The organism is Bacillus cytotoxicus NVH 391-98 (genome assembly GCF_000017425.1).
In the GTDB taxonomy this organism is placed as follows: Bacteria; Bacillota; Bacilli; order Bacillales; family Bacillaceae_G; genus Bacillus_A; species Bacillus_A cytotoxicus.
Genome location: NC_009674.1, coordinates 3411047 through 3426694, shown reverse-complemented (window position 1 = coordinate 3426694; position 15648 = coordinate 3411047). Strand labels below are relative to the sequence as shown.

Annotated in this window: 15 protein-coding genes; 14 read left to right on the top strand and 1 reads right to left on the bottom strand. The window is 36.7% G+C overall.

Translation table 11 applies throughout. The annotated features are described in order from the left end of the window. The first annotated feature begins 14 nt into the window (after positions 1-14). The 11 genes from tnpB (at position 15) to BCER98_RS16850 (ending at position 11954) form a co-directional block, all read left to right on the top strand. Positions 15-1166 (top strand): IS200/IS605 family element RNA-guided endonuclease TnpB, encoded by a 1152-nt coding sequence (gene tnpB / locus BCER98_RS16905; protein WP_012095816.1) that lies wholly within the window; start codon positions 15-17, stop codon positions 1164-1166. A 475-nt stretch (positions 1167-1641) separates the two neighbouring features. Next, complete coding sequence (locus BCER98_RS16895) at positions 1642-2151, top strand: DUF84 family protein (RefSeq protein ID WP_041810074.1); 510 nt, start codon at positions 1642-1644, stop codon at positions 2149-2151. A gap of 84 nt (positions 2152-2235) precedes the next feature. Further along, positions 2236-2550 (top strand): thioredoxin family protein, encoded by a 315-nt coding sequence (locus tag BCER98_RS16890; RefSeq protein ID WP_012095814.1) that lies wholly within the window; start codon positions 2236-2238, stop codon positions 2548-2550. Between the two features lie 77 nt (positions 2551-2627). Then, positions 2628-3440, top strand: coding sequence for a DUF1444 domain-containing protein (locus tag BCER98_RS16885; protein ID WP_012095813.1), 813 nt, complete (start codon positions 2628-2630; stop codon positions 3438-3440). Further along, positions 3437-4051 (top strand): YtpR family tRNA-binding protein, encoded by a 615-nt coding sequence (ytpR, locus tag BCER98_RS16880; protein ID WP_041810073.1) that lies wholly within the window; start codon positions 3437-3439, stop codon positions 4049-4051. The genes BCER98_RS16885 and ytpR overlap by 4 nt, the downstream gene beginning before the upstream one ends. A 333-nt stretch (positions 4052-4384) precedes the next feature. Beyond that, positions 4385-4741 (top strand): hypothetical protein, encoded by a 357-nt coding sequence (locus tag BCER98_RS16875; protein WP_012095811.1) that lies wholly within the window; start codon positions 4385-4387, stop codon positions 4739-4741. 186 nt (positions 4742-4927) lie between these two features. Then, positions 4928-8035: a DNA translocase FtsK gene (locus BCER98_RS16870; protein WP_012095810.1), complete on the top strand. Its 3108-nt coding sequence runs from the start codon at positions 4928-4930 to the stop codon at positions 8033-8035. Between the two features lie 61 nt (positions 8036-8096). After that, positions 8097-9239 carry a nicotinate phosphoribosyltransferase gene (locus BCER98_RS16865; protein ID WP_012095809.1) on the top strand — a complete coding sequence of 381 codons (1143 nt, stop codon included), beginning with the start codon at positions 8097-8099 and terminating at the stop codon, positions 9237-9239. A gap of 219 nt (positions 9240-9458) precedes the next feature. Beyond that, on the top strand, positions 9459-10769 hold the full coding sequence (murC, locus tag BCER98_RS16860) for a UDP-N-acetylmuramate--L-alanine ligase (RefSeq protein WP_012095808.1): 1311 nt from the start codon (positions 9459-9461) through the stop codon (positions 10767-10769). Positions 10770-10937: 168 nt separating this feature from the next. Then, a complete protein-coding gene (locus BCER98_RS16855) occupies positions 10938-11486 on the top strand; it encodes a GNAT family N-acetyltransferase (protein WP_012095807.1) in 549 nt (182 codons plus the stop codon). A gap of 72 nt (positions 11487-11558) precedes the next feature. After that, entirely contained in the window at positions 11559-11954 is a 396-nt protein-coding gene (locus tag BCER98_RS16850) for a PH domain-containing protein (RefSeq protein WP_012095806.1), read from the top strand. Between the two features lie 38 nt (positions 11955-11992). On the opposite strand, the gene BCER98_RS16845 is transcribed toward BCER98_RS16850, so the two are convergent. Beyond that, positions 11993-13108 (bottom strand): aminopeptidase, encoded by a 1116-nt coding sequence (locus tag BCER98_RS16845; protein ID WP_012095805.1) that lies wholly within the window; start codon positions 13106-13108, stop codon positions 11993-11995. Between the two features lie 144 nt (positions 13109-13252). On the opposite strand from BCER98_RS16845, the gene BCER98_RS16840 reads away from it, so the two are divergent. The 3 genes from BCER98_RS16840 (at position 13253) to BCER98_RS16830 (ending at position 15438) form a co-directional block, all read left to right on the top strand. Further along, on the top strand, positions 13253-13801 hold the full coding sequence (locus BCER98_RS16840; RefSeq protein WP_041810072.1) for a DUF948 domain-containing protein: 549 nt from the start codon (positions 13253-13255) through the stop codon (positions 13799-13801). A gap of 1 nt (position 13802) precedes the next feature. Then, on the top strand, positions 13803-14129 hold the full coding sequence (ytxJ, locus tag BCER98_RS16835; protein ID WP_012095803.1) for a bacillithiol system redox-active protein YtxJ: 327 nt from the start codon (positions 13803-13805) through the stop codon (positions 14127-14129). 235 nt (positions 14130-14364) lie between these two features. Next, positions 14365-15438, top strand: a complete 1074-nt coding sequence (locus tag BCER98_RS16830) for a bifunctional 3-deoxy-7-phosphoheptulonate synthase/chorismate mutase (RefSeq protein WP_012095802.1) — start codon at positions 14365-14367, stop codon at positions 15436-15438. The last annotated feature ends 210 nt before the right edge of the window (positions 15439-15648 follow it).

The following is a 15648-nucleotide window of genomic DNA, read 5'->3' as shown; positions in this document are numbered from 1 at the left end:
AGGAGGTGAAATCAATGTTAGTTAACAAAGTGTATAAGTTTCGTATCTATCCAAACAAGGAGCAAGAAATTCTAATTGCAAAAACAATCGGTTGTTCACGTTTTGTATTCAATCATTTTTTAGCACAATGGAATGACGCATACAAAGAGACAGGCAAAGGATTAACTTATAACACTTGCTCTTCTCAATTAACACAACTAAAGAAAGAATTAGTTTGGTTAAAAGAAGTAGACAGCACATCACTTCAATCATCACTCAAAAACCTTGCTGATTCGTATACTCGATTCTTCAAGAAACAAAACAAAGCACCGCGTTTCAAGTCTAAAAAGAATAAAGTGCAATCCTACACGACAAAGCATACGAATGGAAATATTGCGATTGCGGGCAACAAAATCAAGTTACCTAAACTTGGATTAGTTAAGTTTGCGAAAAGTCGTGAAGTAGAAGGGCGTATTCTTCATGCTACAATGAGACGAAATCCAAGTGGCAAGTATTTTGTTTCGATTCTTGCTGAAACAGAAGTACAAGAACTTCCTAAAACATGTTCATCTGTTGGCATGGATGTTGGTCTTAAAGATTTTGCGATTCTTTCAACAGGTGAAGTTTTTGGTAATCCTAAATGGTTTCGTAAACTAGAAGAAAAATTAGCGAAAGCACAACGTGTTCTTTCTAGGCGACAGGAATTAGCGTTAAAACGAAAATGCAAACTGGATGAAGCAAAAAACTATCAAAAGCAAAAACGTAAAGTAGCTTGCATCCATGAGAACATCACGAATGCAAGAACAGACTATTTGCAAAAAATCTCTACTTACATTGTCAAAAACCACGACATCATTGGTATGGAAGATTTGCAAGTGTCAAATATGTTGAAGAACCGTAAGTTAGCGAAAGCAATTCGTGAAGTATCATGGTCGCAATTTAGAACGATGTTAGAATACAAAGCAAAGTGGTATGGCAAACAGGTAGTAACTGTGTCTAAAACCTTTGCAAGCTCTCAATTATGTTCAGTTTGCGGTTACCAAAACAAAGACGTTAAGAATCTCAACCTACGTGAATGGGATTGTCCTTCTTGTGGCACACATCACGATCGAGATATGAATGCAAGTATCAATCTAAAAAATGAAGCAATAAGACTTCTAACCGTAGGGACTACGGGGATAGCCTAATCAATAACTAACCGTTAGGTTGGTGTTCTTAGGAATCTCCCACTTCAAACAGCTCGTAAGAGTGTTAAGTGGGGGTAGTTCAAAAGAAATAAAATGAATAGCGAAGGAACTATATGTCGAAAACATGGATAATGATTGGAATTGTCGTATCCATTATCGGTATCCTATTTTTAGTGAATCTCAATGTTTTTATGGAGGAAAATCTTCTTTAGCTACCAGTGCACTTAAAGAAGCAGATCGCTTTGTAATCTATCATTTGAAAGCGCACTATGGTAAAAAAATGAAGGGAAGTTGGAGTGAAGTCAGACCCGATTTGAGTCAACTTAAACAGTCCCCGGAAAATCTTGTTGATATATAAATGATAAGCAACATTTAGAAAGAGATACAGGTGACGGAATGTGGAGTATGAATTGTGAGGCAAATCATACGATGCTTCACTCGGACAAAGGGGTATATAGAGATAGAGGTGGAAGAGATGAAAATAGCAGTTGGATCGAAAAATCAAACAAAAGTAGGAGCAGTAGAGGAAGTATGGAAAGATGCGGACATTATCGCCATTTCTGTTCCGTCGGGAGTAGCATCGCAGCCTTTTTCTGATGAGGAAACGATGCAAGGAGCAATGAATAGAGCGAAGCGAGCAGTAGAGGAAACCAAAGCAGATATTGGCTTTGGATTAGAAGGTGGCGTAATGAAAACGAAGCATGGATTGTTTTTATGTAACTGGGGTGCTTTAGCAACGAGTACGGGGAAAATGTTTGTTGCAGGAGGTGCTCGGGTTAAGCTGCCAGATGATTTCCTTGATCCTCTTGAAGCGGGAAAAGAGTTAAGTGAAGTTATGGAAGAATTTGTTAAGCGAAAAGATATTCGAAGCCATGAAGGAGCAATCGGAATTTTTACAGATCATTATGTGGATCGTACAGCGCTATTTGTTCATGTTGTAAAGCTATTAATTGGACAATATAAGTATAATGAAAAGCAAGCATAAACCTTGCACAGCACACGATGTATGGTAGTATAAAAGAAAGATTATAGTATGAAACGATGCACTTCGTTAGAGGAGGAAATATAGATGAAGACTTTAGAAAGTATGGAGCAATTTCAAGAGTTAAAAAATGAGGAAAACGTTATTTTTATGTTCTCAGCAGATTGGTGTCCAGACTGCCGTTTTATTGATCCATTTATGCCAGAGGTAGAAGAGACATACAGTAACTTTTCATTTTATTATGTAGATCGTGATGAATTTATCGATCTTTGCGTGAAATTAGATGTATTTGGCATTCCAAGCTTTGTAGCGTACAATAAAGGCGAAGAGATTGGTCGCTATGTGAACAAAGAGCGAAAAACACAAGAGCAAATCGAAGCGTTTATTGAAGGGTTAAAATAAAGCAATCTGTTAATAAAATTGTGAAATAACCTCTACCTTCGCGGGGAGGTTATTTTTTTGGAAGGGAGGAAAGCGAAATGAAAATGACAAATAAGAAGATGAAAAAAGAGTTAATGGAAAGGTTAGCTCGCCCAGAGTGGGAATTTCATTATGATAGTGAAAAAGATGTGCTAAGAATTGAGCAAAAAGATACGAAAAAAGGGATTAACGTTTCACTTCCAGGAGTTGTCGCAAAATGGGAAGTGAAAAAAGAAGCTGCAATTGAAGATGTTGTATATTACGTAACAGAAGCGTTGCTTGCTATGCATAAAGAAGAAAATCAATCAGGGAAAATATTTCCGGTTATTCGGTCCACTTCTTTCCCGAAAGAAGCGGAAGAAGGAAATCCATTTATTATGACAGAACATACAGCAGAAACACGCATTTATTACGCATTAGATTCCAATAAAACATACCGTTTAATAGATGAACGTTTGTTACAAAAATTAGGGTTAACAGAACAGCAAGTGCGTGAAATGGCATTATTTAATGTTCGTTCATTAAATTATGAGTTTAAACAAGATCAAGTAGCTGGAAACACATTTTATTTCTTGAACACAAATGATGGTTATGATGCGAGTCGTATTTTAAATGAATCGCTGTTACAATCTATGCGTGAAAAAATTTCAGGCGATATGGTAGTGGCTGTTCCGCATCAAGATGTGTTAATTATTGCTGATATCATGAACGAAATCGGTTATGATATTATTGCACAAATGACAATGAAATTTTTTGCTGAAGGTCATGTTCCAATTACATCGCTTTCATTTATATATGAAGATGGTGAGTTTGAACCAATCTTTATTTTAGCGAAAAATCGGAAGAAGACGAATGGAAAAGAGAAAGGATGAACAAAGTGAACGTTTTTTACAACCATGAAGGAATTGGAGATACATTAATTGTTGCCTTGCAAGATATTGCTTTAGAGAACCGCACATTTGATCGCAAAGGAGATGTGGCGCGTATTTATGATCGTGAAAGCAATGTGACAGCAGGATTTAACATCTTTGGTGTCTCTTCTTATATGGAAATAAAAGAAACAGGGAATATTACTTTAACAAAAGAACTTGTTAAAAAAATTAACGAAATTTTAGCGAAGAACGGTTTTGAAGAAAGAGTAGAAGCAGATTTTTCACCAAAATTTGTTGTTGGTTATGTAGCAGAAAAAGAAAAACATCCAAATGCTGATAAATTAAGTATTTGTAAAGTTGAAGTTGGCACAGAAACATTACAAATTGTATGTGGTGCACCAAACGTTGAGGCAGGACAAAAAGTAGTTGTTGCGAAAATTGGTGCCGTTATGCCAAGTGGCATGCTAATTAAACCAGCTGAATTACGCGGAATTCCATCTGCTGGTATGCTTTGCTCTGCTCGTGAGTTAGAACTACCAGATGCACCACAGGAAAAAGGAATTCTTGTATTAGAAGATAGCTATGAGATTGGACAAGAATTCAAGTTTTAATTGAGTGTAAAAAAGGAGTCTATCGCCTGTATATAGTAGGTGATAGACTCCTTTTCCTATTTATAAGAAGTTATCGGCGATGCAGCCCTACTTATCGGCGAAGTCTCCCCATTTATCGGCGCAAGTTGAAAGATATCGGCGATTCGACACGGAATATCGATTTACCAACAAATTACGACATATACAACTTCTCATGAATATAAATCAATCGTTTTCAGCAGTGGCCTTATTTTGCTGAAATGTCGCTATATTGTCACGCTTTCCTTTATAAAGTATATTGTATTGTGAAACCAAATTAGTTAAAATTTAGAAAAACAAAAGGGGTTAGCGTACATGATGCAACAACAGAAAATAAAAGAACTTCTTGAGAGAATTGAAGTTACAAAAAAACATGATGTTGAAATCGATTCCTACGAAATCTATTTGTTTCATAAAGACGAAATAGAAAAAGGACAAATTGGTTATCGATATGATAAAAATAATCATTCGCTTATAGGTGAGAATGAAGGGGAATGGAAAGAGAGCTGGATTGTTATCGGCTATGAAACAGATATGGGGGATCCTATTTTTGTAGATACTGATAATGCGTTGTATCCAATTTATACAGCAAACAAGGGGAGGGAAATATGGGAACCAGTCTGTATAGCTGATAGTATAAATGAAATTATCAATCAACTTCAAGATAAATAAAGTACAAAAGAATATAGAGCGTAAGCGACAAGCGGCAGTCTATTTATATAAGACTGCTATTTTTTTAAAGTTTACAAAAGGTTTGGAATATGACTTGTCATATAAATGGGCGTAATTTTACCTGCACTTTTTGCTGAATGCTGATACAATAAAGAATGTTACTATTTAGTAGAAAGAGTGGTAAGCATGTTAGATTGGATGAAAAAGCTGTTTAACAAAGAGGAACATCAGGAAGAAAAAACAGCAGTGTTTAAAGAAGTATCGAAAAGAACTGAAAGTCAGCCCCAAATTCCTCGTGTAAACCACTACACTGAAGAAAGAGAAGCACAAATGGCAAGCCGAAATCAAGGTGTGAAATGCCGTTTTCCTTTAATACCAGATGGTGGATTGGATCAAGAGGATGTAGAAGCGCCGTCAAGTTTTGAAGTGCAACCTATTCATAGAACTGTTAAAGCGGAAAGACATCGGCAAAGATATGTAGAGCAAAAAACAACTTCTACATATACAGAATCAAAATTTGTGCATCAATCAGAAGAAGTGCCAGAGCCGTTTGTTCAACCAACATCTGTACCAGCACAAGAAAATAATCGAAGACCATTTCGTCCAACAGAAATCATCTCTCCTATTTATGGATATCATCGTCCTTCAGTAGAAAAAAAGATTGTACAAGAGGAAGAAAAAGAGAGAGAAGACCTTGAAATATCTGTTGAGGGGAAATCAGTTGTTGATGCTTGGTTAGAGAAGAAGGGATATACATTCTCCTATTTTTCCGAAGAACAAGTAGTACGCGATTTTCCTAAAGAAGAGGGAACAGTAGCGGATAATCAAGAGGCAAGTAAACAAGAAGGAAAATCAGTTGTTGATGAGTGGTTAGAGAAAAACAGCTATGAAATAGAACGTCAAGCTTCTTTATTGGAAGAAAATTCAGATGACTTAATAGAACAGCAAACAGATGACTTTGAGTCAGAGCAACAAGTAGTGGCATTATCGGAGGATTATCGAAAAGCTCTGCAATCAGAGGCTATAGATACGAAAAACATAGAAGAACAAGTTGAGAAAAAAGCTGCTGAAGAGGCGGTAATTATAAAGTCGGAAGAAGCACTTGTAGAAACGATTGTGATTGAAACAGAAGATTCTTCAGAAGAAGTTTCATCTTCAGAACCTACACAAATAGTTACAATTGCGGAAGCAGAAATAGAAGCAGAAATAGAAGCAGAAGCAGAAGCAGAAGAAGTGGAAACAGAAATAGAAGCAGAAGCGGAAGAAGAAGTGGAAGCAGAAATAGAAGCAGAAGCGGAAGAAGAAGTGGAAGCAGAAATAGAAGTAGAAGCAAAAGAAGAAGCGGAAGCAGAAATGGAAGCAGAAGTGGAAATAGAAACAAAAGATGTGGAGCAATTACAAGAAGAATCTAAGGAAATAGAAAGTACCACTGAATACGTTGCCCAGCAGGAAGTAATGGAGTTTCAAGAGGATAAGAAACAAATTGCGTTAACTTCAGAAAGCCTTGAACAGACGAAAAAAGATGTTCAAAGCTTTGCGAACACCTTAATTGAAGAAAAAGAAGGCACTCAGTCTGTTGTGCAAACAGAAGAACCAAAACGTGAGAAAAAACGGCATATACCATTTAATGTTGTTATGTTAAAACAAGATAGAAGAAAACTAATGGAAAAGCGTATAGCAAGAATGAATGCAGTACAACAAGCAGAAGAAGTACAGGTCGAAGAGAAGCCAGTCCAACAAGTAGAAGAAAAAGCACAAGGAACTGAGCAATCTGTGCAACAAATGAAGGATTCTACAGCAAATTCTAGTGAAAAAGAGTATGTTATAGCGAAAAGAGAAAATGATGTTCGTAACGTATTGCAAACACCTCCGGAATACATGATGCCGCCATTAACATTGCTCACGATTCCGACGCAAACAACATTAGATAATACGGAATGGTTAGACGAACAAAAACAATTGCTAGATATGACGTTTAATAATTTCCATGTTGGGGCACATGTTATCAATGTTTCACAAGGACCAGCGGTAACCCGTTTTGAAGTACAGCCTGACCCGGGTGTGAAAGTAAATAAAATCACAAATTTAAGTGATGATATTAAGTTAAGTTTGGCTGCAAAAGATATTCGGATCGAAGCGCCAATCCCAGGAAAAAGTGCGATTGGGATTGAAGTTCCAAACAAAGAAAGTAAGCCAGTCTTTTTAAGAGAAATCTTAAGAAGTCCAGTATTTACAAAGAGTGAGTCACCGCTTACGGTTGCACTAGGGCTTGATATTTCGGGGGCACCAATTGTAACAGATATTAGAAAGATGCCTCATGGATTAATTGCCGGTGCAACAGGGTCTGGGAAAAGTGTTTGTATTAATGCGATTTTAACGAGTATTTTATATAAGGCGAAACCTCATGAAGTGAAGCTCATGTTAATTGATCCAAAAATGGTCGAACTTGCACCATATAACTCTGTTCCGCATCTTGTAGCCCCTGTTATTACAGATGTAAAAGCTGCTACAGCGGCATTAAAATGGGCGGTTGATGAGATGGAACGACGCTATGAGCTGTTTGCACATGCGGGAGCTCGCGATTTAACTCGGTATAATACAATCGTAAGTGAAAGAGAAATTCCAGGTGAAACATTGCCATATATTGTTATTGTTATTGATGAGTTAGCAGACTTAATGATGGTGGCTCCTGGTGACGTAGAGGAAGCGATTTGTCGTATCGCTCAAAAAGCACGTGCTTGCGGTATTCATTTATTAGTTGCTACGCAGCGTCCATCTGTAGATGTTATTACGGGATTAATTAAATCTAATATTCCAACGCGCATTGCGTTTACTGTATCATCTCAAGTTGATTCTCGTACGATTATTGATATTGGAGGAGCAGAAAAATTACTAGGACGCGGTGATATGCTATTTTTAGGAAATGGTACATCTAAGCCAGTACGTGTGCAAGGTGTGTACGTATCAGATGATGAAATTGAAAAAACAGTTGAACATGTGAAAAAACAAATGAAACCAAATTACTTATTTAAGCAAGAAGATTTATTAGCGAAAACAGAACAACATGAAGTGGAAGACGAATTATTTTTTGATGCATGTCAATTTGTTGTAGAACAAGGGGGAGCTTCTACATCTTCTGTACAGAGAAAATTCCGTATCGGCTATAATCGTGCAGCACGTCTTATTGAAGAGATGGAGGCGCAAGGGATTATATCTGAAGCAAAAGGAACGAAACCGAGAGATGTCCTAATTTCAGAGGATGAATTTGCTGCTATGCAGGAAATTCATGTATAGGAAGCGGTTTTGCTGTATACTAAGAGAAAATGTTGGATAGTAAAGTAGGGAGTAAAACGACATGAAAGAAATCGAATTAAAATTAAAAGGTGAAATTAATCGATTAACAAATAAAACATTTAAATTTGATGAACGAGTTGGAGAAGGATGGTTCTCTGCTGTTTACTTTTTAAAGACTCGTGATATTATTCAAGAATTTCGTCCGAAAAGTGTTGTAACCATGCAGTTTTTTCAAAAAGAGAATGCAGTGCTTTGCGGAACAGATGAGGTAATTGCATTGTTACAAACATTTGCGACACATCCAGAAGAGTTAGAAATTCATTCTTTAAAGGATGGAGACAAAATTAAGCCGTTTGAAACAGTTTTGACAATCACAGGACCTTATGAGTATTTTGGATTTTTAGAAGGTGTAATCGATGGGATTTTAGCCCGACGTACATCTGTAGCAACAAATGTATATAATGTTGTACAAGCTGCTCGTAGCGGTCAAAAAGAAAAACCTGTTATTTTTATGGGGGATCGTGATGATCATTACACACAGCAAGCTGGTGATGGATACGCAGCATACATCGGTGGTATGAGTGCACAGGCAACGCATGCAATGAATGAATGGTGGGGCAAAAGTGGAATGGGGACAATGCCGCATGCATTAATCCAAATGTTTAATGGAGATGTTGTTGAAGCTGCCAGAGCCTATCATAAAAAGTTTCCAGAAGATGATCTCGTTGTACTAATTGACTATAACAATGATGTAATTACAGATGGTCTTCGTGTTGCACGTGAATTCGGTTCAGAATTAAAAGGTGTACGTATTGATACATCACGTACAATGATTGATCAATATTTTATCCGTAATCCAGAGGTACTTGGAACATTTGACCCACGTGGTGTAAATCCATCGCTTGTTTTTGCACTGCGGAAGGCGCTTGATGAGGAAGGGTTCCAACATGTAGATATTGTTGTAACTGGCGGATTTGATGAGAAACGTATTCGTGAATTTGAAGCGCAAAATGTTCCTGTAGACCTATACGGAGTGGGCAGTAGCTTACTGAAAATAAATATCGGCTTTACTGGCGATAATGTGGAATTAAATGGAAAGCCGGAAGCGAAAGCTGGGCGTAAATACCGTCCGAATCCGCGTCTTGAGCGCGTTCAATTAGAAAAAAAGAAGAGAAATAAAAAAGAAAAACTGATAGGTGATTGACCCTATCAGTTTTTCTGTTATCATAGTATAACGGCTTGTTTTTTGCTATAATAGTTTTGTTATGGACATAAAACGAAGCACGTATGCATTTGATTAATGAGAGCTAAAAAAGGTTCGCTTTATCGGAAATGTATGATGATTACCAAAATAAGAAAAGATTCATATACTGTCTTATAGATAGGCCGTTGTATTAGTTCGAAATGTTGGAGGTTCTTTAAGATGACAGTTTACCATTTTGTAGGAATTAAAGGAACAGGAATGAGTTCATTAGCACAAATTCTTCATGACATGAAGAATACTGTTCAAGGTTCTGATTATGAAAAGCGTTTCTTCACACAAGTAGCATTGGAAAAGCGTGGTATTTCAATCCTTCCTTTTGATAAAAACAATATTAAAGAAGGACAAGTGATTATTGCAGGAAATGCATTTCCTGATACGCATGAAGAAATTATGGCAGCGAAAGAATTAAATATTCCAGTCCATCGTTACCATCACTTTTTAGGAAACCTTATGAGTCAGTATACAAGTGTTGCTGTAACAGGTGCGCATGGAAAAACATCAACAACAGGTTTGTTAGCCCATGTCATGCAAGGTGCTAACCCGACATCTTATCTGATTGGCGATGGAACGGGACATGGGGTAGAAAATAGTAAGTATTTTGCGTTTGAAGCTTGTGAATATCGTCGTCATTTCTTGTCTTACTATCCAGACTATGCAATTATGACAAATATTGACTTTGATCATCCGGATTATTTTGCAGACATTAATGATGTATTTCATGCATTCCAAGAGATGGCACTTCAAGTGAAAAAGGGAATTATTGCATGTGGTGATGATGAAGAACTTCAAAAAATTCAAGCGAAAGTACCTGTTATTTTCTATGGATTTGGTGAAGATAATGATTTCCAAGCTCGTAACATTCAAAAGAGAACAGACGGTACTGTATTTGACGTATTCGTTCGTAATACGTATTATGAAACATTTAAAATTACAGGATACGGAAATCATAGCGTATTAAATGCATTAGCAGTAATAGCGCTTTGCCATTATGAAAATATCGATGTCGAAGTTGTGAAACATCAATTAACAACATTTGAAGGCGTAAAACGTCGCTTTAATGAAAAAACGGTGAGAGACCAAGTCATTATTGATGATTATGCACATCATCCGACAGAAATTAATGCAACGATTGAAGCGGCTCATCAAAAGTATCCAGAGCGTGAAATTATCGCTATCTTCCAGCCGCATACATTTTCACGTACAGAGACGTTTTTAGATGAGTTTGCAGAAAGCCTAAGTAAAGCTGATCAAGTCTATTTATGTGACATTTTTGGATCAGCACGTGAAAACAAAGGTGAATTAACAATTGAAGATTTGCAAAAACGCATTGATGGTGCAGAATTAATTACAGATACAACAACAGATATACTGAAAAAACATAAAAACGGCGTTCTTATTTTTATGGGCGCAGGCGACATTCAAAAATTCGAAGCAGCTTATATAAAAGAAGTGCAAGTTGCTGAGAAGTAAAAAAAAGACGCATAGCGGTGGCTATGCGTCTTTTTTAGTGCGTGATTTGTAGTATATGTGGTGTCGAAAGATGTTGGGAAGCCGATATCTCCTGTCAAAATGCTGATATGTTGAGGGGGATTTTTTAACAATAGATGTTAGAATAATAAGAAAAAAAGGGGTGTAAATATGTTCACACTCCGAGTAGATGACGAAATTGAACTACAATTATTAGAGAAGCATCATAAAGAAGAGTTATATCAATTAATAAATCAAAACCGTAATCATTTAAGAAGATGGCTTCCTTGGGTAGATGGCACGAAATCGGCTGATGCGTATGATGACATTTTTCCGAGGTGGTTAAAGAAATTTGCAGAGGGAGGTGGTTTTGAAAGTGGTATACGTTATAAAGGAAAGCTTGTTGGGATGGTAAGCATTCATCCAGTGAGCTGGGAGAAGAAAGCGGCGAGTCTTGGGTATTACCTTGCAGAAGAGGCAGAGGGGAAAGGGATTATAACGAGAAGTGTAAAAGCGGTACTTCGCTATGGCTTTGAAGATTTAAAACTAAATAAAATGGAAATTCATTGTGGAGTACAAAATAAGAAAAACCGTGCGGTTCCGGAACGACTTGGGTTTCGATTAGATGGTATTTTACGAGAGGAAGAATGGTTGTATGACCATTTTCATGATATAGCAGTCTATAGCTTGTTAGCTTCAGAGTGGAAGAAAATCCGATGAGGAATTTGTATTACTAGAAAGTTTTATAGGTTAAACTGTAAAATATGGTATTATTTAGTTAGGGGCGATGGTATGGAAATTTCTATTCAAAGAAGCAAACTGATTATGATTGTTGTCATTCTAATGTTCATTATTATGGTTGTTTATCCCATTATGCTGTTTGTGATGAATAAAGAGAATTGGGGGACAGCATTAATTGGAATGGGAATTTGTTTTATTGTCAATGTTCCGCTCGTCTGGGAAGTCTTTATAAAAAAACATATTGTGAAAAATGGTGTACTGAAGTATGGGATATTGAATGATGATATTGTGTTATCAGATGTAAGAGTGGTACGCCAAGTTGGGAAATCTCTTGAAATTACAACGAATCAATATAAAGTACATATGATTGCAATGCCAACAGATATGAATCAGTTATTAGCATTGATTGAGAAAGAGAATCCACAGGTGAAAATAGAGATGAATTGAAAAAAACGCTCGGAATGATATCCGAGCGTTTTTTAATGCTATTTTAAGTTCTCTGGGTTTAACGCTTCTAATTCAGGTACAACGAAACGACCATCTTTACGAATTAATACGTCGTCAAAGTAAATTTCACCGCCGCCGTATTCTGGACGCTGAATGCATACTAAATCCCAATGGATGTTAGAGTTGTTCCCGTTCCATGCATCATCATATGCTTGTCCAGGTGTGAAATGGAAGCTACCGTCGATTTTTTCATCAAATAGAATGTCACCCATTGGATGAAGGATGTATGGGTTTACGCCGATTGCAAATTCGCCAACGTAACGTGCACCTTCATCTGTATCGAAAATTTTATTAATGCGATCTGTATCATTTGCAGTTGCTTCAATAATTTTTCCATCCTTAAATTTCAGCTGTACGTTTTCGAATGTATAACCATTATATGGTGATGGTGTGTTATAAGAGATTGTACCATTAACAGAATTGCGAACTGGTGCAGAGTATACTTCGCCATCCGGAATATTTAAATGACCAGAGCATTTAATAGCTGGAATGTCTTTAATAGAGAATGTTAAATCAGTTCCAGGACCAGTTAAGCGAACTTTATCTGTTTTGTTCATCAGTTCAACAAGGCTATCCATCGCTTTGTCCATTTTACCGTAATCTAAGTTACATACTTCGAAGTAGAAGTCTTCAAACGCTTCTGTACTCATTTTTGCAAGTTGCGCCATAGACGCATTTGGGTAGCGCAGAACAACCCAGCGTGTTTTTGGAACGCGGATATCTCTATGAACTTTCTTACCAACTGTTTGACCGTGGATTTTCATTCGTTCACTTGGAACGTCAGCTTGTTCATTAATGTTATCGCCAGAGCGAAGACCGATATAAGCGTCCATATCTTTCATTACGCTTGCTTCATATGCTGCAATTTGTTCGAAATGTTCTTCTGTAGCACCCATTAATAAAGAGCGATCTACCGCGTGATCTTTTAAAGAGACAAATGGAAACCCGCCAGCTGCATATGCTTCTTTTACAAGTGCAGTTACAAGTTCTCTTTGCAAGCCAAAGTTTTCAATTAATACTTTTTCGCCTTTTTGTAAGCGAATCGAGTAGTTAATTAAATTGTATGCTAATTTTTCAATACGTGGATCTTTCATATGTAAAGCCTCCCCTAATGAATTATGTATACATTGTTATTGTACCCTACTTGCTGGAATTTGTTTAATAGTTTATGTTACAGTTGACATATAAATAAGAAAATTCGAACGAAATTGTAAGGGTTAGAATGAAACGGAAAATGATTGTATAATAGGAGAAAGTATGAAAAAGATAAAGGAAGTGATGAGATGCAAGTTCTTTTATACGTAAGTGCAGCTATTATCGCAGTAGCATTTGCTGTATTGGTAATTTATGCATGTAGAACGTTATTATCATTACAGAAAACGCTAGAAAATGTTGCGAGTACACTAGAGGGATTAGAAAAGCAAATGCAAGGAATAAGCGTAGAAACAGAGCAGTTATTACATAAAACAAATGCATTAGCTGATGATATTCAACAAAAGTCACAATCATTAAATAAAGTAGTAGAAGGCGTAGATGGAATTGGAACGACAATTCATTCTTTAAATACGAAACTTCGTAATGTATCAAATTCAGTTACAAATGAAATTGAAAATAATGCAGATAAAGTTGCTCAAGTTGTTCAATGGAGCAGTGCAGCGATTGAAGTGTACAATCATTTCCGTGCTACCCGACATGAGAAAAAAAGAGAAAAAGAAGAGAGAAAGTTAGAGAAGGTAGAAAAGAAAGAAAAGCGTTCGAGACTGCCGATCCGTATGAAAGGTGAGTAAAATGAGCATGAAAAAAATCGAAACAATAGAAGAGTTTGAAGCATTAGTAGAAACAGCGGAACCATACATTTTGTTTAAACATAGTACAACATGCCCAATTAGCCAAGGAGCATATACGGAATTTCAAGCTTATTGTAAGGAGAACGATGAAACTGCCGCATATTACTTATACATACAGGATGCACGAGATGTTTCCAATCGCATTGCTGAACATTTTGGGATTACACATGAATCACCACAAGTGTTATACATAAAAGATGGTATGGCGGTATGGCATACATCGCATTGGAATATTAAAAAAGAAGTACTGAAAGAGAACGTCAAGTAAGAAGTGAGTGAAGAGGCTCGCTTCTTTCTTTTTTGAAAAAAATCATTATAATTTTCTTAGATTGAGTTTTTAGAGATTGTATATACGGAACTAATAAATGAGGGAACGATTCCAAATGCCAATGTATATCATGTGACAACCTGACGTCTATTCGTTATAATAAGTTAGCTTAAACGTGATAATAAGATAATGAAACCAATATATAAATATACAACTGAGAAAGAGGTGGCTTCCTATGGCATCACAAGAATTAGATCGTTTACGTTCTCAAATTGATGAAATAAATATGCAAATGTTAGAGCTTTTAAATGAAAGGGGCCGTCTTGTTCAAGAAGTCGGTAAAGTAAAAGAAGAGCAAGGGATTATGAAATTTGATCCTGTACGTGAAAGAAATATGCTCGATTTAATTGCACAACATAATAATGGCCCGTTTGAAACATCAACACTTCAACATATTTTTAAACAAATTTTTCAGATGAGCTTAGAGTTACAAGAAGATGATCATCGCAAGGCGCTTCTTGTTTCTCGTAAGAAAAAGCCAGAGGATACAATTGTTACGATTAAAGGTGAGAGAATTGGTGATGGGAATCCGCACTTTATTATGGGACCATGTGCTGTAGAGAGTTATGAACAAGTGCGTCAAGTAGCGGAAGCGATAAAGGAACAAGGATTAAAATTAATGCGCGGTGGTGCATTTAAACCTCGTACATCTCCTTACGATTTCCAAGGTCTTGGTTTAGAGGGATTACAAATTTTGCGACAAGTTGCCGATGAATATGATTTAGCTGTCATTAGCGAAATTTTAAATCCAAACGATATGGAAATGGCTCTTGATTATGTAGATGTAATTCAAATTGGGGCTCGCAATATGCAAAACTTTGAACTATTAAAAGCTGCCGGTGCTGTAAAGAAACCAGTATTATTAAAACGAGGTTTATCAGCTACTATTGAAGAATTTATTTATGCCGCAGAATATATTATGGCACAAGGGAATGGAGATATTATTTTATGTGAACGAGGCATTCGAACGTATGAGAAGGCAACTCGTAACACGCTAGATATTTCCGCTGTGCCGATTTTGAAGAAGGAGACACATTTACCTGTTGTAGTAGATGTAACGCATTCTACAGGGCGCCGTGACCTTCTATTACCAACTGCAAAAGCAGCAATGGCAATCGGTGCTGATGCTGTTATGGCTGAAGTGCATCCGGATCCAGCTGTTGCATTATCGGATTCAGCACAGCAAATGGATATTCCGGAGTTTAATGAGTTTATGAAAGAACTAAAAGCGTTTCGTGGTAGATCGTAAGGAATGTTTGTCTATGCGATATTTCTCGCATAGACTTTTTGCAGAAAATGTCCTTTTTCACATGAAAAATACGAAAATACGAGAAAAGAAGCGAATTTTTTCAGAACTTTTGCGGGAACATATTGTATGAGTCTGCAATTTTATCGTATCATTAGTAAAAGGACTCGGGACGATTGGTGGCATCTTCAAATAGAGTTGATGTCTTTTTTT